This window comes from Marichromatium bheemlicum (genome assembly GCF_012276755.1).
Lineage (GTDB): Bacteria > Pseudomonadota > Gammaproteobacteria > Chromatiales > Chromatiaceae > Marichromatium > Marichromatium bheemlicum.
On sequence record NZ_JAAXKX010000030.1, the window covers coordinates 1 to 22,112 of the forward strand.

22 protein-coding genes are annotated in these 22,112 nt (G+C 67.2%); 17 read left to right on the forward strand and 5 right to left on the reverse strand.

Annotation, left to right across the window (positions count from 1 at the left end):
* Nucleotides 1-306 precede the first annotated feature (306 nt).
* Both HF203_RS14925 and oadA read left to right on the forward strand, forming a co-directional pair.
* The gene (locus HF203_RS14925) at nucleotides 307-1,725 is read left to right on the forward strand and encodes an acetyl-CoA carboxylase biotin carboxylase subunit (protein ID WP_168670887.1); all 1,419 of its coding nucleotides are present in this window, start codon (nucleotides 307-309) and stop codon (nucleotides 1,723-1,725) included.
* Nucleotides 1,726-1,829: 104 nt separating this feature from the next.
* A complete protein-coding gene (gene oadA, locus HF203_RS14930) occupies nucleotides 1,830-3,647 on the forward strand; it encodes a sodium-extruding oxaloacetate decarboxylase subunit alpha (RefSeq protein ID WP_168670888.1) in 1,818 nt (605 codons plus the stop codon).
* Between the two features lie 18 nt (nucleotides 3,648-3,665).
* Here the strand turns inward: oadA and HF203_RS14935 are convergent, their stop codons facing one another.
* Nucleotides 3,666-5,030, reverse strand: coding sequence for an MFS transporter (locus HF203_RS14935; RefSeq protein WP_168670889.1), 1,365 nt, complete (start codon nucleotides 5,028-5,030; stop codon nucleotides 3,666-3,668).
* Nucleotides 5,031-6,255: 1,225 nt separating this feature from the next.
* On the opposite strand from HF203_RS14935, the gene HF203_RS14940 reads away from it, so the two are divergent.
* From HF203_RS14940 to HF203_RS14965, 6 genes are read left to right on the forward strand one after another with little or no spacing between them, the layout of a single operon-like run.
* A complete protein-coding gene (locus HF203_RS14940) occupies nucleotides 6,256-7,350 on the forward strand; it encodes a hydrogenase small subunit (RefSeq protein ID WP_168670890.1) in 1,095 nt (364 codons plus the stop codon).
* Nucleotides 7,347-9,137 carry a nickel-dependent hydrogenase large subunit gene (locus HF203_RS14945; protein WP_168670891.1) on the forward strand — a complete coding sequence of 597 codons (1,791 nt, stop codon included), beginning with the start codon at nucleotides 7,347-7,349 and terminating at the stop codon, nucleotides 9,135-9,137. Before HF203_RS14940 ends, HF203_RS14945 begins: the two co-directional genes overlap by 4 nt.
* 31 nt (nucleotides 9,138-9,168) lie before the next feature.
* Nucleotides 9,169-9,861, forward strand: a complete 693-nt coding sequence (cybH, locus tag HF203_RS14950) for a Ni/Fe-hydrogenase, b-type cytochrome subunit (RefSeq protein WP_168670892.1) — start codon at nucleotides 9,169-9,171, stop codon at nucleotides 9,859-9,861.
* Nucleotides 9,858-10,502: a HyaD/HybD family hydrogenase maturation endopeptidase gene (locus HF203_RS14955; protein ID WP_168670893.1), complete on the forward strand. Its 645-nt coding sequence runs from the start codon at nucleotides 9,858-9,860 to the stop codon at nucleotides 10,500-10,502. Before cybH ends, HF203_RS14955 begins: the two co-directional genes overlap by 4 nt.
* Before the next feature lie 3 nt (nucleotides 10,503-10,505).
* Nucleotides 10,506-10,805 carry a HypC/HybG/HupF family hydrogenase formation chaperone gene (locus HF203_RS14960; protein WP_168670894.1) on the forward strand — a complete coding sequence of 100 codons (300 nt, stop codon included), beginning with the start codon at nucleotides 10,506-10,508 and terminating at the stop codon, nucleotides 10,803-10,805.
* Between the two features lie 16 nt (nucleotides 10,806-10,821).
* Nucleotides 10,822-11,643 (forward strand): hydrogenase expression/formation protein, encoded by an 822-nt coding sequence (locus HF203_RS14965; protein WP_168670895.1) that lies wholly within the window; start codon nucleotides 10,822-10,824, stop codon nucleotides 11,641-11,643.
* Between the two features lie 6 nt (nucleotides 11,644-11,649).
* Here HF203_RS14965 and HF203_RS14970 read toward each other — a convergent pair whose 3' ends face one another.
* The 3 genes from HF203_RS14970 to HF203_RS14980 form a co-directional block, all read right to left on the reverse strand.
* Nucleotides 11,650-12,393, reverse strand: coding sequence for a PilZ domain-containing protein (locus HF203_RS14970; protein ID WP_168670896.1), 744 nt, complete (start codon nucleotides 12,391-12,393; stop codon nucleotides 11,650-11,652).
* A 155-nt stretch (nucleotides 12,394-12,548) separates the two neighbouring features.
* Nucleotides 12,549-13,583, reverse strand: coding sequence for a thioredoxin family protein (locus tag HF203_RS14975; protein ID WP_168670897.1), 1,035 nt, complete (start codon nucleotides 13,581-13,583; stop codon nucleotides 12,549-12,551).
* Nucleotides 13,584-13,674: 91 nt separating this feature from the next.
* Nucleotides 13,675-14,358 (reverse strand): hypothetical protein, encoded by a 684-nt coding sequence (locus HF203_RS14980; RefSeq protein ID WP_168670898.1) that lies wholly within the window; start codon nucleotides 14,356-14,358, stop codon nucleotides 13,675-13,677.
* A 122-nt stretch (nucleotides 14,359-14,480) separates the two neighbouring features.
* On the opposite strand from HF203_RS14980, the gene HF203_RS14985 reads away from it, so the two are divergent.
* The 5 genes from HF203_RS14985 (at nucleotide 14,481) to HF203_RS15005 (ending at nucleotide 18,263) form a co-directional block, all read left to right on the forward strand.
* A complete protein-coding gene (locus tag HF203_RS14985) occupies nucleotides 14,481-15,359 on the forward strand; it encodes a metal ABC transporter solute-binding protein, Zn/Mn family (protein WP_168670899.1) in 879 nt (292 codons plus the stop codon).
* The gene (locus HF203_RS14990) at nucleotides 15,356-16,123 is read left to right on the forward strand and encodes a metal ABC transporter ATP-binding protein (protein WP_168670900.1); all 768 of its coding nucleotides are present in this window, start codon (nucleotides 15,356-15,358) and stop codon (nucleotides 16,121-16,123) included. The genes HF203_RS14985 and HF203_RS14990 overlap by 4 nt, the downstream gene beginning before the upstream one ends.
* The gene (locus tag HF203_RS14995) at nucleotides 16,120-16,971 is read left to right on the forward strand and encodes a metal ABC transporter permease (RefSeq protein WP_168670901.1); all 852 of its coding nucleotides are present in this window, start codon (nucleotides 16,120-16,122) and stop codon (nucleotides 16,969-16,971) included. Before HF203_RS14990 ends, HF203_RS14995 begins: the two co-directional genes overlap by 4 nt.
* The gene (locus HF203_RS15000) at nucleotides 16,968-17,399 is read left to right on the forward strand and encodes a Fur family transcriptional regulator (RefSeq protein WP_168670902.1); all 432 of its coding nucleotides are present in this window, start codon (nucleotides 16,968-16,970) and stop codon (nucleotides 17,397-17,399) included. The genes HF203_RS14995 and HF203_RS15000 overlap by 4 nt, the downstream gene beginning before the upstream one ends.
* 105 nt (nucleotides 17,400-17,504) lie before the next feature.
* A complete protein-coding gene (locus tag HF203_RS15005; protein ID WP_168670903.1) occupies nucleotides 17,505-18,263 on the forward strand; it encodes a class I SAM-dependent methyltransferase in 759 nt (252 codons plus the stop codon).
* Between the two features lie 44 nt (nucleotides 18,264-18,307).
* Here the strand turns inward: HF203_RS15005 and HF203_RS15010 are convergent, their stop codons facing one another.
* Nucleotides 18,308-18,583 (reverse strand): hypothetical protein, encoded by a 276-nt coding sequence (locus HF203_RS15010; RefSeq protein WP_168670904.1) that lies wholly within the window; start codon nucleotides 18,581-18,583, stop codon nucleotides 18,308-18,310.
* Nucleotides 18,584-18,973: 390 nt separating this feature from the next.
* Here HF203_RS15010 and HF203_RS15015 point away from each other — a divergent pair, with 390 nt between their 5' ends.
* From HF203_RS15015 to HF203_RS15030, 4 genes are all read left to right on the forward strand, one after another.
* A complete protein-coding gene (locus HF203_RS15015; RefSeq protein ID WP_168670905.1) occupies nucleotides 18,974-20,044 on the forward strand; it encodes a calcium/sodium antiporter in 1,071 nt (356 codons plus the stop codon).
* 113 nt (nucleotides 20,045-20,157) lie between these two features.
* The gene (locus tag HF203_RS15020) at nucleotides 20,158-20,652 is read left to right on the forward strand and encodes a 6-carboxytetrahydropterin synthase (RefSeq protein WP_168670906.1); all 495 of its coding nucleotides are present in this window, start codon (nucleotides 20,158-20,160) and stop codon (nucleotides 20,650-20,652) included.
* Entirely contained in the window at nucleotides 20,649-21,350 is a 702-nt protein-coding gene (locus HF203_RS15025; protein WP_168670907.1) for an SDR family NAD(P)-dependent oxidoreductase, read from the forward strand. The genes HF203_RS15020 and HF203_RS15025 overlap by 4 nt, the downstream gene beginning before the upstream one ends.
* A complete protein-coding gene (locus HF203_RS15030; RefSeq protein ID WP_168670908.1) occupies nucleotides 21,347-22,108 on the forward strand; it encodes an SDR family NAD(P)-dependent oxidoreductase in 762 nt (253 codons plus the stop codon). The genes HF203_RS15025 and HF203_RS15030 overlap by 4 nt, the downstream gene beginning before the upstream one ends.
* The last annotated feature ends 4 nt before the right edge of the window (nucleotides 22,109-22,112 follow it).

The window sequence follows — 22,112 nt, forward strand, 5'->3', positions numbered from 1 at the left end:
TAGGGGAATGCTCGAGGCCGCGTCAAGCCATCGGCGGTGGTGGCGCTTCAGGGCTGAGCGCTCGTCGTCCGCTGTGGTGTCAGGGGGATTGACAATTCTCGATGCAATTGCGCTACACTGAATCGCCGTGTGACGAAATCGCTCGCTTCCATACCGTCTCTTCGGTGAAGGCGGTGCCGCGTCCCCGTACGCGTCGCTTGCGCCGTGGTCGCCTTTGGGTATATTGCTGAAGAGCAGCAATTGCAGCCAATCGATCCTCACCTTACTGACTCGGCCCACTGATCCGGCCATTCCTGAGGCTAGCCAATGCTTCGTAAGATACTGATCGCGAACCGCGGAGAGATTGCGGTGCGTGTCATTCGCGCCTGCGCCGAGATGGGCATCCGCTCGGTGGCAATCTATTCCGAAGCGGATCGCCATTCGCTTCATGTCAAGAAGGCCGACGAGGCCTATAGCCTGGGTAGCGATCCGCTGGCCGGCTATCTCAATGTCCATACCATCGTCAATCTGGCCGTGGCCACTGGTTGCGATGCCATTCATCCCGGCTACGGCTTTCTCTCCGAGAACCCCGAACTGGCCGCTGCCTGCGTCCGGCGTGGCCTGACCTTCATCGGCCCGAGCGCCGAGGTCATCGCCCGCATGGGAGACAAGACCGAGGCGCGTCGGGCGATGATCCGCGCCGGGGTGCCGGTCACCCCAGGTAGCGATGGCAATCTCGCCGATCTCGACGAGGCCCTGACCTGCGCCGAGCGCATCGGTTATCCGGTGATGCTCAAGGCCACCTCGGGCGGTGGTGGTCGCGGCATCCGCCGTTGCGACAATGCCGAGGCGCTGCGTCACAACTATCAGCGAGTGATCTCCGAGGCCACCAAGGCCTTCGGTCGCGCCGAGGTCTTCATGGAGAAGTGCGTGGTCAATCCGCGCCACATCGAGGTCCAGGTGCTCGCCGACCAGCATGGTCGCTGCGTGCATCTGTTCGAGCGCGATTGCTCCATCCAGCGCCGCAACCAGAAACTGATCGAGATCGCCCCCTCGCCGCAGCTCGACGAGGCTGAGCGTCAATACGTCGGTGGACTGGCAGTGATCGCCGCGCGTGCCGTTGGCTATACCAATGCCGGGACGGTCGAGTTCCTGCAAGATCACGACGGGCGTTTCTATTTCATGGAGATGAACACCCGTATCCAGGTCGAGCACACCATCACCGAGACCATTACGGGTGTCGATCTGGTCGAGGAGCAGATCCGCATCGCCGCCGGGTTACCGCTGCGCTTCGCCCAGCACGAGATCCAGCGGCGTGGTTTTGCCATTCAGTTCCGGGTCAATGCCGAGGACCCCAAGAACGATTTCCTGCCGAGTTTCGGGCGGATCTCGCGTTATTACGCGCCGGGTGGACCGGGTGTGCGCACCGATGGCGCTATCTATACCGGCTATAGCATTCCACCCTATTACGACTCGATGTTGGCCAAGGTCATCGTCTGGGCGTTGGATTGGGATGACGCACTCAACCGTGGTGATCGCGCGTTGCGTGATACCGGGTTGTTCGGGGTCAGGACCACCATCCCCTTCTACCAGGAGATCCTGCGCCATCCCGATTTTCGCGCCGGGCGCTTCAACACCAGCTTCGTGGAGTCGCATCCGGAGTTGCTCGAGTACTCGACCAAGCGTCGACGCGAGGACGTCGCCGCCGCGCTGGCCGCGGCGATCGCCGCCCACGCCGGGCTTTAAGCGCCGGGCAAGGGCGCGGCGGTGTCGTCCGCCGCCGCTCGCCGCGCCTGCGCGATGCTTCCATCCTTCACGGTGCCGGGCAAGACCCGGCCGAGAACGAGACCATGCCGAAGATCAATATCACCGACGTCATCCTGCGCGATGCCCACCAATCGCTGATCGCTACCCGGATGCGCACCGAGGACATGCTGCCGATCTGTCCCAAGCTCGACGCCATCGGGTTCTGGTCGCTCGAGTGCTGGGGCGGGGCGACCTTCGATGCCTGCGTGCGCTTCCTCAAGGAGGATCCCTGGGAGCGGTTGAGTCGGCTGCGCGAGGCGCTGCCCAACACCCGGCTGCAGATGCTGCTGCGCGGCCAGAACCTGCTCGGCTACCGTCACTACTCCGACGACGTGGTGCGTGCCTTCGTCACCCGTGCCGCGGCCAATGGCATGGATGTGTTCCGCATCTTCGATGCGCTCAACGATCTGCGTAACCTCGAGACCGCGATCACCGCGACCAAGGCCGCCGGCAAGCACGCCCAGGGCACCATCTGCTACACCGTCAGCCCGGCGCACGACACCGCGGGCTTCGTGCGCATGGGGCGCGAACTGGCCGAGATGGGCTGCGACTCGATCGCCATCAAGGACATGGCCGGGCTACTCACCCCCTTTGCCACCGCCGAGCTGGTCAAGGCGCTCAAGGACAGCGTCGAGTTGCCGTTGCATCTGCACTCGCACGCCACCTCGGGGTTGGCCGCGATGTGCCACCTCAAGGCGATCGAGAACGGCTGCGACACCATCGATACCGCCATCTCCGCCTTCGCCAGCGGTACCTCCCACCCGCCGACCGAGAGCCTGGTGGCGGCGCTGCGCGGCACCGAGTACGACACCGAGTTGGACCTTGAGGCGGTCCAGGAGGTCGGCGTCTACTTCCATCAGATCCGCAAGAAATATCACCAGTTCGAGAGTGACTTCACTGGGGTCGATACCCGTGTCCAGGTCAATCAGGTGCCGGGCGGGATGATCTCCAACCTCGCCAACCAGCTGCGCGAGCAGAACGCGCTCGATCGCATGGAGGCGGTGCTCGCCGAGATCCCCAAGGTCCGCAAGGACCTCGGCTATCCGCCCCTGGTCACCCCGACCTCGCAGATCGTCGGCACCCAGGCGGTACTCAACGTGCTCACCGACAAGCGCTACGAGACCATCACCAACGAGGTCAAGGGTTATCTCCAGGGGCGCTACGGCCAGGCCCCGGCGGCGGTCGATGCCGAGTTGCAGCGCCAGGCGATCGGCAACGCCGAGGCCATCGACTGCCGCCCCGCCGACCTGCTCGAGCCCGAACTGGCGCGGCTGAAGGGGGAGATCGGCGCGCTCGCCTCGAGTGAGGAGGATGTCCTCACCTACGCCATGTTCCCCGAGATCGGTCGCGGCTTCCTCGAACAGCGCGCCGCTGGAACCCTCCAGCCCGAGCCGCTCGAGCCACCGCCGAGTGAGACGGCGCCGAGCGCGCCGACCGAGTTCAAGGTCGCCGTCCACGGTGAGAGCTATCACGTCAAGGTCACCGGCGCTGGTCACAAGGGTAAGCCCGAGCGTCACTTCTACTTCACCATCGATGGTGTCCCCGAGGAGGTGGTGGTCGAGACCCTCGACCAGTTGGTGCTTACCGGGGGGGCCGAGGGTGCGGTGGCGCAAGAGATCGCCGGCCGGCGGCCGCGCCCGAGCGCGCCCGGGCACGTCACCACCTCGATGCCGGGCAACATCGTCGATGTACTGGTCGCCGAGGGCGATCGGGTCGAGGCCGGTCAGCCGTTGCTGATCACCGAGGCGATGAAGATGGAGACCGAGATCCAGGCGCCGATCGCCGGCACCGTGACCGAGGTCTTCGTCGCCAAGGGCGATTCGGTCAGCCCCGACGAGGTGCTGATCGCGATCGAGGCCTGATCGCGGCGCCGGGCGTCTTCACCAAGGCGCCCGGCCCCGGTCGTGGGCCTCTGCGCGTGCCCGTCCGCGCTGCTCGATCACCCCGCGGGCGCCGAGCAGCGCGGCGGCGAACAACAGCAGACAGAGCAGGATCGCGCTGTGCAGCCCGAGCAGCCCCTGCACCAGCCCGATGGCGAGCAGCCCGAAGGCCCCGGCGAGCTTGGTCGCCAACCCCCAGAAGCCGAACAGCTCGGCCGCGCGCGAGCGTGGCGCGAACAGCCCCACCAGGGTGCGGGTCGAGGACTGACAGGCACCGAGACTCAGGCCCGCCACACAACCGACCACCAGAAAGACGTGCTGCGCCTCCCAGTCGAGCCCGAAGCGGGTCTGCGCCTGGCTGGCGATCTCCGGGGTGAGATAGATCAGTGCGATCGCCGCCAGCCACATCCACAGGGTGATGCGATAGGTGCGCAGCGCCCCCAGCCGATCCTGCACGAAGCCAAAGCCCAGCGCCCCGAGCGCGGCGGTGATCTGCACCAGCACGAACATCAGGGTGCGCACCTCGCCGTCCCAGCCGATCACCTGGGCGCCGTAGATGAAGGCGTAGGTGATGATGATCGAGATCCCGCTCATCGAGAAGAACACCGAGACCAGCAGCAGCGCCAGATCAGGGTGGCTGCGCAGGTGGGTGAGGGTCTGCGCCACCCGACCCAGACCGAGCCGCAACGCGCCCTGGCCGGGCGGACGCGGTCGCGGGCGGGCGCGCTCGCGCACCCAAAGAAAGGTCGGGATCGCGGCGAGCAGGAAGAACACCGCCGCCCAGGGGCCGACCCAACGGATGCGCTCGAAGTTCTCGGCGCTGACCTCGCCGAGCACCAGCAGCACGAAGATCGCCGAGCACATGCCGCCGATGTAGCCGAGCGCCCAACCGAACCCAGAGATCTTGCCGAGGTCCTCGGGCGGGCCCAGTCCGGGTAGGAAGCTCGCGATGAAGGACTCGCCGAGCGAGTAGGCGAGGTTGGAGACGATTAGCAGCACCACCCCCAGCCAGGCGAGCCCCGGGGCGACGCAATAGAGCGCGGCGGTGGCGAGCACGGTGACCACGTAGCTGGCGAAGAGGAAGCGCTTCTTGCTCGCGTCATAGTCCATGATCGCCCCGGCCACCGGCGCGCAGACCACCGCCAGCAGATAGCTCGCCGCCAGCGCCAGGCTCCACAGCAGATTGCCGATGCGATAATCCGGCGCGTCCCCGACGATCACCCGGGTGAACAGGTCACCGAACACCACGGTGATGATCAGCAGCGTGTAGGACTGATTGGCGAAATCGAACATCGCCCAGCCGAACAGCTCGCGCGCGGGGGCGCGTTGGCGGGGGGCGGTCGGGGTAGTGCTACTGGCGGTCATCGTCGGCCCAATCCTCGGTCTCGGTCGGGGGATTGAACCGTAAAGGCGGGGAGAAAGCGAACGTCGTCACCGGCCAGTCGCCAGTCGCCAGTCGCCAGCGGATTGAACCGCAAAGGCGCGAAGGGCGCGAAGGGTTTTGTCGAGTGGGGGAGTGCGCGGCGTGTCCGCCGGGACCGCATCCGGTCTTCGGCTCGCGTCTCAGGCGGGTTGCTGCCTGGTTGCGGCTCGGGTCGGGTTCTCGCCGAACGTCAAAAAGCCGAGCGCTCAGGACCTCTTTGTGTGCTTTGCGGCTTCGTGGTTCAAGTCGGTCTTCAGTCGCCAGGGGATTGAACTGCAAAGGCGTGAAGGGCGCGAAGGGAGTTGTCGAGTAGGGGAGTGCGCGGCGTGTCCGCAGTCTCGTAGGTTGGGTTAACCGTCCGTCCACCATGCCATCGACGAAGCTGCGGCGTTCGTCGACGGTTAACCCAACATCGGGCGCGATCGCAGGGCTTCGCCGCATGAACCACGAAGATCGGGGGCTGAATCTTCGCGGCAAGGTCCAGGCCTTCAGTCGCAATCGCGCTACCTCAATCCCGCGTGGTGGGAGCTAACCACCACGGAGCCGCAAGATACAAGTCACAAAGGGCGCGAAGGGGTCTGACAAGTGGGGTGGCGCGCGGCGTGCTCGCCGGGGCGGCATCCAGTCTTCGGCTCGTGGCTCAGGCGGGTTGCTGTCTGGTCGCGGCTCGGGTCGGGTTCTCGCCGGACGTCAAAAAGCCGAGCGCTCAGGACCTCTTTGTGTGCTTTGCGGCTTCGTGGTTCAAGTCGGCCTTCAGCCGCCAGGAGATTGAACCGCAAAGTCACGAAGGGCGCGAAGGGTTGTGTCGAGTGGGGGTGCGCGGCGTGTCCGCCGGGGGCGGCATCCAGTCTTCGGCTTGTGGCTCAGGCGGGTTGCTGTCTGGTCGCGGCTCGGGTCGGGTTCTCGCCGAACGTCAGAAGGCCGAGTGCTCAGGACCTCTTTGTGTGCTTTGCGACTTCGTGGTTCAAATCGGCCTCCCGCCGCCTTCGTTGAGGGCTGGCGTCCACTGGCGGCTGGGGGCTGAAGGCTGGCAGCTCCCTGTCGCTGCTTTATTCTGGTGCGTCATGCACCGTCAATGACATTTTTGGGTTCCGGCGTATTTGCCTATAATCCCCGTGGACATGGCCACGCGTCGTGACGCGAGCGGTCGACAACAGGGGGAGGACGATGGCAAGCACCGAGACCTTCTACGAGGTGATGCGCCGGCAGGGGATCAGCCGCCGCAGTTTCCTCAAATACTGCAGTCTGACCGCCGCCGCGCTCGGTCTGGCGCCGAGTTATGCCGGGCGCATCGCCGAGGCGATGGAGACCAAGCCGCGCACCCCGGTGCTGTGGTTACACGGGCTGGAGTGCACCTGTTGCACCGAGTCCTTCATCCGCTCGGCCCACCCGCTGGCCCAGGACGTGGTGTTGTCGATGATCTCGCTCGACTACGACGACACCCTGATGGCCGCCGCTGGGCACCAGGCCGAGGCGATCCTAGAGGAGATCCGCGAGCGTTATCGCGGTAATTACATCCTCGCCGTCGAGGGCAATCCGCCACTGGCTCAGGACGGGATGAGCTGTATCATCGCTGGCCGGCCCTTCCTCGAGCAGCTCCAGGAGGTCGCTGCCGACTGCAAGGCCGTGATCGCCTGGGGTTCCTGCGCCTCTTGGGGCTGTGTCCAGGCCGCGCGACCCAACCCCACCCGCGCCACCCCGGTGCACGAGGTGATCCGCGACAAGCCGGTGATCAAGGTGCCCGGCTGTCCGCCGATCGCCGAGGTGATGACCGGGGTGATCACCTATATGCTCACCTTCGACCGGCTGCCGCCGCTCGACCGGCAGGGCCGGCCGCTGATGTTCTATGGCCAGCGCATCCACGACAAGTGTTACCGCCGTCCGCACTTCGACGCCGGTCAGTTCGTCGAGTCCTGGGACGACGAGGGCGCGCGCAAGGGCTACTGTCTCTACAAGATGGGCTGCAAGGGCCCGACCACCTACAACGCCTGTTCCACGGTGCGCTGGAACGACGGCGTGTCCTTCCCGATCCAGTCCGGTCACGGCTGCATCGGCTGCTCCGAACGCGACTTCTGGGACAAGGACAGCTTCTACGACCACGTCACCGATACCCATGTGTTCGGCATCGAGGCCAACGCCGACCGGGTCGGCATCGCCGCCGCCGGTAGCGTGGGCGCGGCGATCGGGGCGCATGCGGTGGCCAGCGCGCTGCACCGGACCAAACAGCGCGATCGCGCGCAGCACGAGGAGCGTGAGGAATGACGGTGAAGACAGCCAACGGTTTCAGCCTCGACGACTCGGGTCGGCGTGTGGTGGTCGATCCGGTCACCCGCATCGAGGGGCACATGCGTTGCGAGGTCAACCTCGACGACGACAACGTGATCCGCAACGCCGTCTCCACCGGCACCATGTGGCGCGGGCTGGAGGTGATCCTGCGTGGGCGCGACCCGCGCGACGCCTGGGCCTTTACCGAACGCATCTGCGGCGTCTGCACCGGGACCCATGCGCTGACCTCGGTGCGCGCGGTGGAGGACGCGCTCGGCATCGCCATCCCCGAGAACGCCAACTCGATCCGCAACATCATGCAGTTGACGCTGCAGGTGCACGATCACCTGGTGCACTTCTATCACCTGCACGCGCTCGATTGGGTCGACGTGGTCTCGGCGCTCGACGCCGATCCGCGCGAGACCTCGCGTCTGGCGCAGTCGATCTCGGCCTGGCCGCTGTCCTCGCCAGGGTATTTCCGCGACGTGCAGAACCGGGTCAAGCGCTTCGTCGAGTCCGGCCAGCTCGGTCCCTTCATGAATGGCTACTGGGGCAATCCGGCCTACAAGCTGCCGCCCGAGGCGAATCTGCTGGCGCTCACCCACTATCTCGAGGCACTCGATTTCCAGAAGGAGATCGTCAAGATCCACACCGTCTACGGGGGCAAGAACCCGCACCCCAACTGGCTGGTCGGTGGCGTGCCTTGCGCGATCAACGTCGATGGGACCGGTGCGGTGGGCGCGGTCAACATGGAGCGGCTGAACCTGATCTCCTCGATCATCGACCGCACCATCGAGTTCATCGACCAGGTCTATGTCCCCGACCTCATCGCTATCGCCGGTTTCTACAAGGACTGGACCTATGGCGGTGGGTTGAGCAGCCAGGCGGTGCTCTCCTACGGCGACATCCCCGAGCACGCCAACGACGACTCGGCGGAGAACCAGCTGCTGCCGCGTGGGGCGATCATCAACGGTCGGCTCGACGAGATCCACGACGTCGACCTGCGCGACCCCGATGAGATCCAGGAGTTCGTCGATCACGCCTGGTTCAGCTATCCCGACGAGTCGCGCGGACTCCATCCCTGGGACGGCATCACCGAGCCCGACTTCACCCTCGGTCCCAACACCAAGGGAACGCGTACCCGCATCGAGCAGATCGACGAGCGCGCCAAGTACAGCTGGATCAAGGCCCCGCGCTGGCGCGGGCACGCCATGGAGGTCGGGCCGCTGGCGCGTTGGACCATCGGCTATGCCCAGGGTATTGCCGAGTTCAAGGAGCCGATCGACAAGGTCCTGACCGATCTCGGGCTGCCCTTCGAGGCGCTGTTCTCGACCCTGGGGCGGACTGCCGCGCGCGGGCTCGAGGCCTCTTGGGCGGCGCACAAGCTGCGCCACTTCCAGGACAAGCTGATGGCCGCGATCGCCGCCGGCGACACCACCACCGCCAACGTCGAGCGCTGGGAGCCCTCGACCTGGCCGAAGCGTGCCAAGGGCGTGGGGACCAGCGAGGCGCCGCGCGGCGCGCTGGGGCACTGGGTGGTGATCGGCTCGGGTAAGATCGAGAACTATCAGGCGGTGGTGCCGACGACCTGGAACGGCTCGCCACGCGATCCTGCCGGCAACATCGGCGCCTTCGAGGCGGCGTTGCTCAACACCCCGGTGGCGCGCGCCGACGAACCGTTGGAGATCCTGCGCACCCTGCACAGCTTTGATCCCTGTCTGGCCTGCTCGACCCATGTCATGGGGCCCGGCGGCGAGGAGCTGACCCGAGTCAAGGTCCGCTAGTGACACCGCAGACAACGCGGAGGCTGCAGCCATGTTGCAAGATATCCCGACGGTCAGGCAGACGGCGGTCTATGTCTATCAGGCCCCGGTGCGGGTATGGCACTGGGTCAACGCGCTCTCGATCCTGGTGCTCGCCGTCACCGGCTATCTGATCGGCGCGCCGCCACCGACCCTCTCGGGGGAGGCGAGCGATCATTACCTGATGGGGAACATCCGCTTCCTGCACTTCGCCGCGGCCTATGTGTTCGCCGTCGGTTTCCTGTTCAGGATCTACTGGGCGCTGGTCGGCAACACCTACTCGCGCCAGCTCTTCAGCCTGCCGTTCTGGCGCCGGCGCTTTTGGCGCGAGCTGGTGCACGAGCTGCGCTGGTACGCCTTCCTCGAGCGCGAGCCGTGCAAGTACATCGGCCACAATCCGCTGGCGCACCTGTTCATGGTCGCCATCATCACCGTCGGCGGGCTGGTGATGATCGTCACCGGCTTCGCCCTCTATGCTGAGCAGACCGGTCTCGGTTCCTGGCAGGACGAGCTGTTCGGCTGGGTCATCCCCTGGGTCGGGCAGAGTCAGGACGTGCGCATGTGGCACCACTGGGGGATGTGGGTGATCGTGGTGTTCGTGATGCTCCACGTCTATACCGCCATCCGCGAGGACATCATGTCGCGCCAGAGCCTGATCAGCACCATGATCAGCGGCTGGCGGATGTTCAAGGACGATCGACCGTGAGCGCTGCCTCCGATTCTCCGCGCACCCTGCTGCTCGGCATCGGCAACCTGCTCTGGGCCGACGAGGGCTTCGGCGTGCGGGTGGTCGAACACATCGCCCGGCACTACCGGTTCGGCCCCGAGGTGCGGCTGCTCGATGGTGGCACCCAGGGGATCTATCTGGTCGATCAGGTGCGCTGGGCCGAGCTGCTGGTGATCTTCGATGCGGTCGACTACGGGCTGGCGCCGGGCACGCTCGAGCTGGTCGAGGGCGAGGCGGTGCCGCGCTTTCTCGGCGCGCGCAAGATGAGCCTGCACCAGACCGGGTTCCAGGAGGTGCTGGCGCTCGCTGCGCTGCTCGGCGACCTGCCCGAGCGGATGTTGCTCGTCGGGGTGCAACCTGCAGAACTCGAGGACTTCGGCGGCAGTCTCACCCCTGGGGTGCGGGCGATGATCGAGCCGGCAGTGGCCGCCGCGCGCGACTGGCTCGCGCCCCATGGGGTCGCTTGGACGGCGCTGGCGCAGCCCTCGGAGCCGGGCGCGCTCGCCGACCTGCCACACGGCGCGCTGGAGCTGGAGCGCTACGAGCGCGAGCGTCCGAGCGCCGAGCAGGCCTGTCGCAGCGGCGATGCGCGGGTGCTCGAACGGCTGCGGGAGGACTGAGTCATGTGCATCGGCGTACCGATGGAGGTGATCGAGAGCGGTCCGTGCTGGGCCTGGTGTGTCGATGGCGAGCGGCGCTTGCGGGTCGACATGCGTCTGGTCGGCGAGCAGCCACCGGGGACCTGGGTGCTGGTCTTTCTGGAGAGCGCGCGCGAGGTGATGGACGCCGGCGAGGCGCAGCGGGTGCGTGATGCGCTGCTGGCCGTGGAGCTGGCGCTCGCCGGCGAGTCGGTCGATCACCTGTTCGCCGACCTGATCGAGCGCGAACCCCAGCTCCCCGAGCACCTGCGCGCCAAGGACTGAGTCCCCGGAGACCCTGATGCAACCGACCATCCCCCCGATCCTGCTGGGGCCGGGCAGCCAGGCCGACGAGGCCGATCTCGCCACCCCGATCGGCACGCCCATGTCGGCGCTGATGCAGACCTATGCGCCGCCTGTCTCGATCGACTCGCCCGGTGGTGTCGCCGAGCAGGAGGCACTGCGCTGTCTCGACGGGCTGCGGGCGCTGCTCGAGCGTCCCGTGCCTCAGCGTCTGGTACTGGATTTCTCCAGTTCGGGTGCGCGCGCGCTGGTCGCCCAGGCACTCGGGCGGGGCGAGGTCGAGGTGGCCTGTGCCCATCGGCCCGAGTTCAGTGTCCGCGAGACCCGGCTGACCGGGGTCTGGTGGGTCGTCGATGCGCGGGGCGAGCGGTTGGAGGTGGCACCGATCCCGGCCTGCGTGTCACGGATCGCCGCCGCGATGGCCGCTGAGCGGCTGCGCGAGGTCGATGACTGGGGGGCTGCGCTGGGCGCGCGTGCGGTCTGCGCCGAGTTGAGCGCGGCGCACGATGGCTGGTGTCCGGGGGATGTCCCGTGGGTGATCAATCTCAGTCTCTCGCCGCGTGGCCCGGCCGACCCGCTGATGCTCGAACAGGTGCTCGGGCGTGGTCCGGTGGCGATCCTGTCGCGTGGTTACGGCAGCTGCCGGATCGAGTCGACGCGGCTGCGCCACTGCTGGTGGGTTGGCCATTTCAACCCCGAGGGCCGGGCGGTGCTCGAGACCCTGGAGCTTGCCGAGGTGCCGAGCGCCGCCTTGGCGACCGCGGAGGATATCGCCGAGGCGGCCCCCCGGCTGTACGAGATCATCGCCGCGCTGCGTTGATCGAGGTCAGCCGTGCGTGGCCAGCTGGCCGGCACAGGTACGGATCTGGTTACGGCCCAGCATCCCCTCGGGGAGGTCCCGAGCGAAGTTGCGGATGAAGCCGTGCAGGTCACTCAGCGAGTGCTCGAAACGCAGCTCGGCCTGCAGCAGTGGCGCCCACTCGTAGCCGGGTAACAGCAGCCGCTCCTGGCTAGCCACCCGGGCACGCAGCGCCAGTTCGCTCTGCATCTCGGTGTCGGCGATCATGATGCGGATGCTTTGATCGAGCCGATAGGGCGCGGTGGTGGTCACCATCAGCCCGCCGGCGGCGATCTGTCGCAACACGTCGCAGATGTCTGTGGGGTCGTTATAGACCAGCTCCAGCCGTTCGCTCAGCGGTAGTGCCATCTGCTGTCCACCATGGGCGGCAAGCTGAGCGAGCATCATCTCCAGGCGTTGTTCGCTCTTGGGCGGGATCCGGAAGAAGCGGGTGGCGACCAGCAGGCGCCCATCGGCGAGGGTCTCGCGGCGCACGATCTCAGCATCGGCGCAAAAGCTCGACCCGCGCTGCCAGGGGAAGATCAGGCGCAGGGTGTCGCTATCGGTCTCGAGCCGGTGCTCGGTGACGAAGCTCGCTCCACCCCAGGAAAGGTCGTGATTGAGGGCCTTGAAGGGCGTGGGTTGGTCCTCGAGGAGGACGTCGATCGGGATCTGGATCGGGATTCGCTGCTGAGTCCGTTGCTCCGGTCGGCGGAGTGTTTGCATCTGCATGCCAGTCTCTCCCAAGGTCGTTGATCGTCGCGATACCTGTATCCATACGCGGCTGACAACTGCTCGGGATTCCTGTCCCGCAGCGAGCAGTGCTCCCTCGAATGCCAGCGGCGGGAGGGGGCGAGAGGAGGGACGAACCGGCCAGTGCCGGAAGGCTATTCGTCCGAGACCGAGACGTCTTCGCCAGCGGCGAGCAGGGCTGCCGTCTTGGCGTCGATGTAGTCGAAGGGGTCCGGGTGGTGCTGATAATGGCCTGCGCCGACGTATTCGAGCAGGCCGATGAAATGGTAACGATAGAGCATGCTGTCGATCCTTGCCCGCACCTCGCCCTGGTCGAAGAGCACCAGGGTGGGGCGATAGAGGATGTCGAGCTTGCGGGCGAAGGCGCGTGCGGTGGTCGCGGTGCCATCGGGGGCGATGATCGGTGTCTCGGCGCCGGTGTCGAGCCGCACCAGGGTGAAGGCGGCGAGTGCCTCGCGGACTTCGGGAGCGGCGAGGTGACCGTCATGGAGCGCGTCACAGGCGACACAGGCGTCATCCTCGAAGAGGATCGCCAGTGGCCCCTCGATCGCCGAGAGGTCTGCGACCTCGCGGATCTGCGGATGTGCGCGCAGCTGGTAGCGGTCGTGCTCACGGTGGCTGCGCAGATAGGCGGCTAGTGACTGCTCGGCATAGGCGTGCGTACTGACGTAGTCGAGGATGCGCTTGAAGTCCTCCGGGTTGCGATAGCCGCCGATCTTGACCACCGGGGTGTTGGTGGCATCGAGGAAGATCAGCGTGGGGGTCGCGTTGACCTCGTAGAACTCAGCCAGCCTCTTTTCCGGCAGGCGGGTCTCGGGGGTGATGGCGACCTCGCGATCGCCCTTGACGTTGAGCGCGATGACGTCGAAGTGGGCGCGGATGAAGTCGCGATACGGGGCGTGCTTGAAGTTCTCCTCGACCATCTTGTCGCAGTAGGGGCAGCCGTTCATCTCCATGAACAGGATCAGGTGGCGCCCAGCGGCACTGGCCTCGGCGACGTCCTCGGTGATCTCGAGGAAGCTCTCCTTGAACCACGTCGGGTGTTCGCTGGTCTTGACGCCGAGCAGTCGTCCGGGGGGCTCGGTGGCCTGCGCTTGGAGGGGCAGGAGCAGGCCGGCCAGGGTGAGGATCAGGGCACTGGCGAGGGGGGGGCTACCAATCGGTCGCATCGCCTATCTTCCTGAATTGACTGCGATAGGGCGATGCTACACAGACTCGGTAAACGGGCGCCAGTGCGGTGGTGTGGCGGCCGTCACAGTTTCAGATCAACGGGCCGATCGCGGTGCCGAGAAGCAGCACCGCCGAGGCGGCGACCGTGATCAAGATGTTGTCGTCGATCGGACCGAATTCGTAGCGCTCGACCACGGTTGCCACCACCGCCGAGATCAGCCCCCACACCGGGATCGCCGGGGTGGCCAGGGCGCCGATGGACCAGCCCATCGGTGCGCTCACCGCGAGCATCGCGATGTTGCCGATCGGGCTCTTGGAGCGGCGCCGGATCAAGGCATTGCGCACCACCCCGGTGACCCCGTCACCGAAGGCCATGTAGAGCGAGGGCAGGATCGCCAGCCAGGGGTTGTCGAGCAGCCACCACAGCAGCGATATCGACAGCGACCACATCAGCGCGAACTTGACGTCGTTGCGGTTCTCGGTGATCTGGAACCAATACAGCCGCCAGCCGCTGACGTGGGCGAGGAATACTGCCAGGGTGAGCAGCAGACCGCTGACCAGTGGGAACCAGGGGTCGGAGAACACCAGCGGTACCATCAGCGAGCCGACGCCGCCGGCGAGCATGTGGACGATCTTGCGGGTGTAGTAGACGGCGCGGATCGGTTCCATGCCGCGTGCCACCATCCAGGCATAGGGCAGCCGGGTGGCCATGAGCACGACGAGGATATAGAGGCCGAGGGCGATGGCCCAGAGCAGTTGAGTCGAGATGGACATGCGAGTCGGGTCCTCAGGGTGAGCGAATGGGGTGTAGCGCCCAGCTCGCTGGTACGGGCGATACAAAACGTTATATTGTATCTTTTCGTCACCCCGAATCCATCTCCACGAGGTCTATCCCCATGTCCCTGATCACGCGCCTGTTGCCCCTGGCGCTGGTTACCGTGTCGTTGCCGGCACTGGCCGCCGAGCCGCTCGAGGTGTTCGTCAGCGTCGCCCCGCAGCAGACCTTTGTCGAGGCCATCGGTGGCGAGCAGGTCGAGGTGCACACCCTGGTCGCGCCCGGTGAGAGCCCGCACCTGTTCGAGCCACGTCCGCGCCAGATCGCCGCGTTGGCCGAGGCAGACCTCTACGTGCGTATCGGTGCCCCCTTCGAGGAGGCATGGTTGGCGCGGTTGCGGACGGCCAATCCGGCGCTGCCGATCCTCGACGCCCGTAAGGGCATCGCGTTGCGCCAGCTCGCGACCGATGGTGATGCGCATCACGACCCTGGCCACGAACACCATCACGGCGAGATCGACACCCACATCTGGACCAGCCCGCCGCTGGTGCGGGTGATGGCCGGGCACCTGCGTGACGCGCTCGGCGCGCTCGCCCCGGCGCACGCCGAGCACTTCGCCGCCAATCACGACCGCTTCGTCGCCGAACTCGACGCCCTTGATGCCGAGATCCATGAGCGGCTCGATGGGCTCGCGCACCGTCGCTTCATGGTCTATCACCCCGCCTGGGGCTATTTCGCTGCGACCTACGGGCTCGAGCAGGTGGCCATCGAGCGCGCTGGCAAGGAGCCGGGCGCCCGCGCCCTGACCGCACTCATCGAGCAGGCGCGGCGCGAGGACGTGCGCCTGATCCTGGTGCAGCCCCAGCTCGATCCGCGCGCCGCCGAGCGCGTCGCCGCAGCCATCGGTGGCCGGGTCGAGGCGATCGATCCGCTTTCGCCGGATTATTTCGTCACCCTGCGGCGTCTCGCCGCGTTGCTCGTCGCCGGGGCGGGGCGATGAGTTCGGCCCCGGCGATCGCGGTGCGCGATCTCAGCTTTGCTTATGACGGTACGTTGATCCTCGAGCAGGTCGATCTCACCGTGCTCGCCGGCGAGTTCGTCGGGCTGGTCGGCCCCAATGCCGGGGGTAAGAGCACCCTGCTTCGGCTGATCCTCGGCCTGCTCAGCCCGCAGCGTGGTCAGATCCACGTCTTCGGTGAATCGCCGCGCCGCGCCGCGCGCCACATCGGTTATGTCCCCCAGTTCCCGGCCTTCTCGCGTGACTTCCCGATCGCCGTCGAGCAGGTGGTCGCCATGGGGCGGTTGGGGCAGGGGCCCTGGTGGGGCTGGACCCGCCGCGCCGATCGCGCCGCGGCGCGGCGCGCGCTCGCCGCGGTCGACGCCGAAGGACTCGCCGAGCGACGCATCGGCGCGCTCTCGGGTGGGCAGCTGCAACGCGTGTTGCTCGCTCGCGCGTTGGTCACTGAGCCGCGCCTGTTGATCCTCGACGAGCCCACCGCCAACGTCGACCAGCGCGCCGAGGGCGATATCTTCGACCTGCTCGCCGGGCTCGATCCGCGACCGACCATCCTCGTCGTCTCGCACGACATCGCCTTCATCTCGGCCTATGTCCACCGGGTCGCCTGTCTCAATCGCACGCTCACCTGCCACCCCACCGACGCGCTCGACGGCGAGCTGGTGCAGCATCTCTATGGTGCACGGCTGCGTGCCGTCGCCCACGACCTGCCGGGCCCCTGTCCCGGCGCGCACCGACACCACACATGAACGCATTCCTCGACGCACTGATCCACTACGACTTCCTCCAGGGTGCGCTCGTCGCCGGGCTGCTCGCCAGCATCGGCTGCGGCGTGGTCGGCACCCTGGTGGTGGTCAAGCGCATCGCCTTCATGGCCGGGGGCATCGCCCACTCGGTGCTCGGCGGCATGGGCGCGGCGCTCTACTACGGCGTCGATCCGCTGCTCGGCGCGCTGCTCGCGGCGATCGTCTCGGCATTGTTGATCGGCGGCGTACGCCTGGCCTGGGCGGCGCAGGAGGACACCCTGATCGGCGCGCTCTGGGCCATCGGCATGGCCGTCGGCATCCTCTTCATCGCCAAGACCCCGGGTTACGCCACCGATCTGGTCAGTCTGCTGTTCGGCAACATCCTGCTGGTGCCCGAGCGCGCGCTCTGGTTCATGGGGGGGCTCGATGTGGTGCTGCTGGTGGTCGTCGGGCTGTGTTATCGCCAGTTCGTCGCGGTGATCTTCGATGAGGAGTTCGCGCGGCTGCGCGGGGTGCCGGTGAGTTTCTTCTATCTGCTGCTGCTGTGTCTGGTGGCGGTGACCGTGGTGCTGCTGATCCAGGTCGTCGGGCTGATCCTGGTGATCGCGCTGCTCACCCTGCCGGCGGCGATCGCCGGGCACTATCTGCACTCGCTCGGCGCCATGATGGTCGCCGCGACCCTGCTCGGCATGGTCTTTACCAGCGGCGGGCTGGCGCTCTCCTACGGCCCCGACCTGCCGGCCGGGCCGACCATGATCCTGCTCGCCGGTGCTGCCTACGTGCTCTCGGCGCTGGTCGCGCGGTTGCTGGCGCGCCATCGCGCCGCGCAGCGGGCGAGGGCGGGCGGATGAGCACCGAGGAGCGGCTCGAGCGGGCGATGCGGCTGTGCACCGGGCGCGGTGCCCGGCTCACCCCGCAGCGCGCCCGGGTGCTGCGCATCCTGATCGAGGCCGAGCGCCCGCTCGGCGCCTACGAGATCCTCGCCGAGATGGCCGGGGGGCAGCGCGCGCTGGCGCCACCGACCGTCTACCGCGCGCTGGAATTCCTGCTCGCCCAGGGGCTCGTCCACCGCCTCGAGACCCTCAACGCCTTCATCGACTGTCGCCACCCCGAGCGCCCGCACCCGGCGCAGTTCCTCATCTGCAGCGCGTGCGGCCGGGTCGTCGAGATCGACGATGAGGCGATCGCCGCGCGTCTGCTCGATGCTGCCTCACAGAGCGGTTTCGCGCCGAGTCGCAAGGTGGTCGAGGTGATCGGGGTGTGCGAGGGGTGTCGGTGAGCCTGCGTGATACGCGTGCGCTGGCCTGGCCGTCATGACGTACTGTCGCGATGTCGAGCGCCATTGCTCCGCCGCCTTTTCCTTGACTGAGGAGACCCTTCGACGATGGATGACGCTGACCTGCAACTCCTGATCGACCTGCACAAGGACGCCGCGAGACAGGGACCGGGGAGCGATGCGGAGACCGCGCGTGCGCTCGATCTGGCGCGGATCGACCGTGCCGCGCCCCTGCGTGTCGCTGACATCGGCTGCGGCACCGGCGCCTCGACCCTGGCGCTCGCGCGCCTGCTGCCGGCCGCCGAGATCACCGCCGTGGATGTCCTCCCGGCGTTCATCGAGGGGCTCGGGGCACGGCTGGCGCGCGCCGGGGTGGCCGAGCGGGTGCGGCCGCTGTGTCGCTCGATGGATGATCTGCCGTTCCTCGACGAGGAATACGACCTCCTCTGGTCCGAGGGGGCAATCTACAACCTAGGGTTTGAGCGCGGCGTCGAGCAGTGGCGGCGCTATCTCCGCCCCGGTGGTGTCCTCGCCGTCTCCGAGATCACCTGGACGACGGCCGCGCGTCCGTCCGAGGTACAGGCGCATTGGGCCGCCGAGTACCCCGAGATCGATACCGCCGCGGCCAAGCTCGCCGTGCTGGAACGTCGCGGCTATGCCCCGATCGGCTATTTCGTGCTGCCGGAGTCGTGCTGGGAGGCGCATTACTATCGACCGCTGCGGGATCGTTTCGCGGCCTTCCTCGCGCGCCATGCCGGGGATGAGCGGGCCCGCGCGATCGTGGCCGCCGAGGAGGCGGAGATGGCGCTGTATACCAGGTACAAGGATGACTACAACTATGGATTCTACGTCGCCAGGAGGCGCTAGACGGTGCGTGGCGGCCACAGCTCCCGGCCGCCGCGGTTGATGCACTAACGATCGATTCGTCCGGTGACGGCTGGGGCGCGGTTGAGCGCGGGACGCCGCTCGGTGGAGTAACGCACCGTGCCCTCGAGCCGGGGGACGAAGGAGGTGGTGCCCTTGTCGATCATCCTGTACTGGCCTTCTGCCTGGGTGCAGGTGGGGTTCTGGGTATAGGTGACATTCCCCTTCGCGTCGATGCACTTTCTGGGGAGTCCCGCATTGGCTGTGAAGCTCAGCAAGGTCATGATCGCTGCGATGTGTGGCGAGATGCGGGGGTGGTTCATGGTCTTCCTTGATCGTTGGCGTGGTGACGGGGCCCCGGGGCGGTGAACGGCGTGGCTCCGGGTGCGGCCTGATGCGGCTCGTCGGTGGGTCGCGATCACTGCGACACGGCCCCGGCGGGACCTGCGTCGGAACGCTTTGTGTCGCGTGCTCAACGGGTTGGCGCCGGGTTCGCGTCGACCATCCTACCGCGCTTGCGGGGGCGATGCCCGCTTTCCACATCCTCTTGGTGCACCCTCCGGGGCGTGCTCGTCGTGCTCGGCGCTTGCCCGGGCTCGACTCGATGGTGCGAGGGAGGGGCGTGATGGCATCGGCCCGGTTCGATCAGTTAGGGTGTGCCCACGAGCCTCGTGGAAACGAATCTGTCCCCCATGTAGGGGAAGGGAGCCCTGATGCATGAGTCGATCCTCTCGGCGCTGTTGATCCTGGCCGGCTTCGTCACCCTCCTCGGTGGTGGCGAGTTGCTGGTGCGGGCTGCCTCGGCGCTGGCGGCGGCGATGCGGATCAGCCCGCTGGTGGTGGGGCTGACCGTGGTCTCGTTCGGCACCAGTGCGCCAGAGTTGGCGGTGACCTTGCAGTCGGCCTGGTCGGGTGCTGCGGATCTGGCCGTCGGCAACGTGGTCGGCAGCAACATCGCCAACGTCCTGCTGGTGCTGGGTGCGGCGGCCCTGACCGCACCGCTGGTGGTGCATCGTCGTGCGGTGCGAGTCGACCTGCCGCTGGTGCTCGTCGCCTCGGTCGCGTTGTGGGTGCTGGCGCTCGACGGTGGGGTGGGGCGGCTCGACGGCGGGTTGCTGTTCGCGACTCTGGTGATCTATCTGGTGTGGTCGATCCGCCAGGGCCGCGGTGAGGGCCTCGCCGCGGCTGCGATCGAGGAAGTGGCCTTGCCGCCAAGCTCGCCCTGGGGGTTGCTCGGCCAGGTCGCACTGCTCGTCGTGGGGTTGTTGTTGCTGGCGATCGGGGCCCGCTTGCTGGTGATGGGGGCGGTCGACATTGCCCGGGTGCTTGGGGTCGGTGAGCTGGTGATTGGGCTGACGGTGGTCGCCATCGGTACCTCGCTGCCGGAGGTGGTGACCTCGGTGATCGCCTGTCTGCGCGGTCATCGCGATCTCGCCGTGGGCAATGTGCTCGGCAGCAATCTGTTCAACATTCTCGCGGTGCTCGGGCTCGGCGCCCTGGCCGCGCCCGAGACCATCGCCATCTCGCGCGAGACCCTGTTGATCGATCTGCCGATCATGATTGCGGTGGTGCTGTTCTGTGTCCCGCTGTTTGGCAGCGGGATCGCGCTCGGGCGGCGGATCGGGGCGCTGCTCGTGGTCGCCTTCGCACTCTATCTCACCCATGTGACGCTGCGTGCCACCGGCTCGGGGTTGCTGCCGGTCTTCGAGCTTACGGTGCTGACCCTGTCGTTGCCGTTGCTGCTGTGGTCGGGCATGGTGTGGTGGCGGCGTGCTCGGCACTAGAGCGCCGGGCGCTGGCGCGGCGCGGGTGTGTTCCGCGTCGCCGCCCCCACATGGGCCATGGATCAATCACCCGAGGACGGCGCGCGACGCCAACGAGCCGGAGACCCCAAGCAGTGGCAAAGCATTCTCTGACCCGCATCGAGATCAGCAAGGAATATCTGAATTTCAGCGCTGGACACTTCACCATCTTCTCGTCCGTGGCGCGTGAAAACCTTCATGGACATAACTTTCGGGTCCGCTGTGCCGTGACCGCCGGGATCGGCGCCGATGGCATGACCTTCGACTACGTGGTGCTCAAGCGCGTGCTGCGCGAACTGTGTGATGCCCTCGACGAACGCATGCTGTTGCCCGAACTCTCGCCGTACCTGCGTATCGAGCGCGGCGAGGGCATGGTGTTCGCCTGCTTCGATCGCGAGCGCATCCCCTTTCTCGAGCGCGACGTGCTGCTGCTGCCGCTGCGCAACGTCACCATCGAGGAGCTTGCCGAGTTGCTGCTGGCGCGGCTGCGCGATCGCCCCGAGCTGATCGGTGCCGACGTGCGCGGTATCGAGCTAGGGGTCTCGTCGGGACTCGGGCAGTGGGCCTATTCAACCTGGGAGTCAGCATGAATCGATTGATCATCACCGGCGCCAGCTCGGGGATCGGGCGCGCCATCGCCACGCGTTTTCTGGTCGATGGCTGGGATGTGCTCAACCTCTCGCGTCGCCCCAACCCGGATGCGGGGGTCGACAATCTCGCCTGCGATCTGGCCGTGCCCGGCGCGCTGGAGCAGTGCGCCGAACGGCTGCAGGCGGCGGTCGTCGACGCCGAGCGGGTGTGTCTGGTGCACAACGCCTCGGTGATGCACGCCGATCGCGCCGATGCGCTCGAGGCCGAGCACCTGCGCGCGGTGCTCGAACTCAACCTGGTGGCCGCCGCGACCCTCAACCGGTTGCTGCTGGGGCGGATGGGGGCCGGTTCGAGCGTGATCTATCTCGGCTCGACCCTGGCCGAGAAGGCGGTGCCCGGGGTGGCGAGCTATGTCATCGCCAAGCACGCGCTCGCCGGGATGATGCGTGCGACCTGTCAGGACCTGGCCGGGCGCGGCGTCCATACTTGCATGATCTGTCCCGGTTTTACCGATACCGAGCAGCTGCGCGGGGTGATCGACGGCAATGCCGAGACCCTGGCGGCGATCACCGGGCTGAGTGCCTTTGATCGGCTGATCGAGCCCGAGGAGATCGCCGAGACCGTGGCCTTCGCCGCCGGCGCGCCGGTGCTCAACGGCGCCCTGATCCACGCCAACCTCGGGCAGCGCGAGCGATGAGCGCGCCGACGCCACGGGTGGTCTGTGTCAGCGGCGGCACCTCGGGGATCGGCGCGGCGCTGGTCGGGCGCTTTCTCGAACTCGGCGCGCGGGTCTACACCTTCGGTCGCGACCCCGAGCGTCTGGCGCGGCTGCGCGCGGCGCACCCCGAGGCGGTCGTTGGCGAGCGCTTGCTGGCGCTGGTCGGGGATGCGACTGACGCGGCCTTTCGCGCGCACTTGGTCGAGGAGATCGGGAGGCGTGAGGGGCGTCTCGACGTGCTGGTCAACAATGCCGGGGTGATCCTCGACGCCGGCACCCTGGAGGCCGAGCTCGACCAATGGCGCGCGACCCTGGAGGTCAATCTGGTCGCCCCCTTCGCCCTGACCCAGTGCGCCGCGGCCTTGCTCGAACACAGCACCGCGCCCGTGGTCATCAATCTCTCCTCGGCCTGTGCTGGGCATCCCTTCGCCAGCTGCACCTCGACCAGCTATTCGGTCAGCAAGGCCGGGCTCGACATGCTCACCCAACGCCTCGCGCTCGCCCTCGGCGAGCGTGGTATCCGTGTCAACGGCGTGGCCCCAGGGGTGGTCGACTCAGAGATGTGGGGCGAGGCGCGCGCGCTGATGGCCGAGACGGTGGCGCGGCGTCATGTGTTGGGCGGGCAGGTGGTGCGCCCCGAGGACGTCGCCGACGCGGTGGAGTTCCTCGCCTCGGCGCGGGCGCGCCTGATCACCGGCGCGACCCTCAAGGTCGACGCCGGCTATACCCTCGGGTGAGGGC

What these genes read in the sequence shown, in the direction of transcription:
- oadA (WP_168670888.1), top strand. Translation starts at nt 1,830, where the DNA reads ATGCCGAAGATCAATATCACCGACGTCATCCTGCGCGATGCCCACCAA.
- HF203_RS14970 (WP_168670896.1), bottom strand. Translation starts at nt 12,393, where the DNA reads ATGCAGATGCAAACACTCCGCCGACCGGAGCAACGGACTCAGCAGCGA.
- HF203_RS15000 (WP_168670902.1), top strand. Translation starts at nt 16,968, where the DNA reads ATGAGCACCGAGGAGCGGCTCGAGCGGGCGATGCGGCTGTGCACCGGG.
- HF203_RS15025 (WP_168670907.1), top strand. Translation starts at nt 20,649, where the DNA reads ATGAATCGATTGATCATCACCGGCGCCAGCTCGGGGATCGGGCGCGCC.
- HF203_RS14990 (WP_168670900.1), top strand. Translation starts at nt 15,356, where the DNA reads ATGAGTTCGGCCCCGGCGATCGCGGTGCGCGATCTCAGCTTTGCTTAT.
- HF203_RS14965 (WP_168670895.1), top strand. Translation starts at nt 10,822, where the DNA reads ATGCAACCGACCATCCCCCCGATCCTGCTGGGGCCGGGCAGCCAGGCC.
- HF203_RS15005 (WP_168670903.1), top strand. Translation starts at nt 17,505, where the DNA reads ATGGATGACGCTGACCTGCAACTCCTGATCGACCTGCACAAGGACGCC.
- HF203_RS14940 (WP_168670890.1), top strand. Translation starts at nt 6,256, where the DNA reads ATGGCAAGCACCGAGACCTTCTACGAGGTGATGCGCCGGCAGGGGATC.
- HF203_RS14995 (WP_168670901.1), top strand. Translation starts at nt 16,120, where the DNA reads ATGAACGCATTCCTCGACGCACTGATCCACTACGACTTCCTCCAGGGT.
- HF203_RS14925 (WP_168670887.1), top strand. Translation starts at nt 307, where the DNA reads ATGCTTCGTAAGATACTGATCGCGAACCGCGGAGAGATTGCGGTGCGT.
- HF203_RS14980 (WP_168670898.1), bottom strand. Translation starts at nt 14,358, where the DNA reads ATGTCCATCTCGACTCAACTGCTCTGGGCCATCGCCCTCGGCCTCTAT.
- HF203_RS14975 (WP_168670897.1), bottom strand. Translation starts at nt 13,583, where the DNA reads ATGCGACCGATTGGTAGCCCCCCCCTCGCCAGTGCCCTGATCCTCACC.
- HF203_RS14985 (WP_168670899.1), top strand. Translation starts at nt 14,481, where the DNA reads ATGTCCCTGATCACGCGCCTGTTGCCCCTGGCGCTGGTTACCGTGTCG.
- HF203_RS15030 (WP_168670908.1), top strand. Translation starts at nt 21,347, where the DNA reads ATGAGCGCGCCGACGCCACGGGTGGTCTGTGTCAGCGGCGGCACCTCG.
- HF203_RS14935 (WP_168670889.1), bottom strand. Translation starts at nt 5,030, where the DNA reads ATGACCGCCAGTAGCACTACCCCGACCGCCCCCCGCCAACGCGCCCCC.
- HF203_RS15010 (WP_168670904.1), bottom strand. Translation starts at nt 18,583, where the DNA reads ATGAACCACCCCCGCATCTCGCCACACATCGCAGCGATCATGACCTTG.
- HF203_RS14960 (WP_168670894.1), top strand. Translation starts at nt 10,506, where the DNA reads ATGTGCATCGGCGTACCGATGGAGGTGATCGAGAGCGGTCCGTGCTGG.
- cybH (WP_168670892.1), top strand. Translation starts at nt 9,169, where the DNA reads ATGTTGCAAGATATCCCGACGGTCAGGCAGACGGCGGTCTATGTCTAT.
- HF203_RS15015 (WP_168670905.1), top strand. Translation starts at nt 18,974, where the DNA reads ATGCATGAGTCGATCCTCTCGGCGCTGTTGATCCTGGCCGGCTTCGTC.
- HF203_RS14945 (WP_168670891.1), top strand. Translation starts at nt 7,347, where the DNA reads ATGACGGTGAAGACAGCCAACGGTTTCAGCCTCGACGACTCGGGTCGG.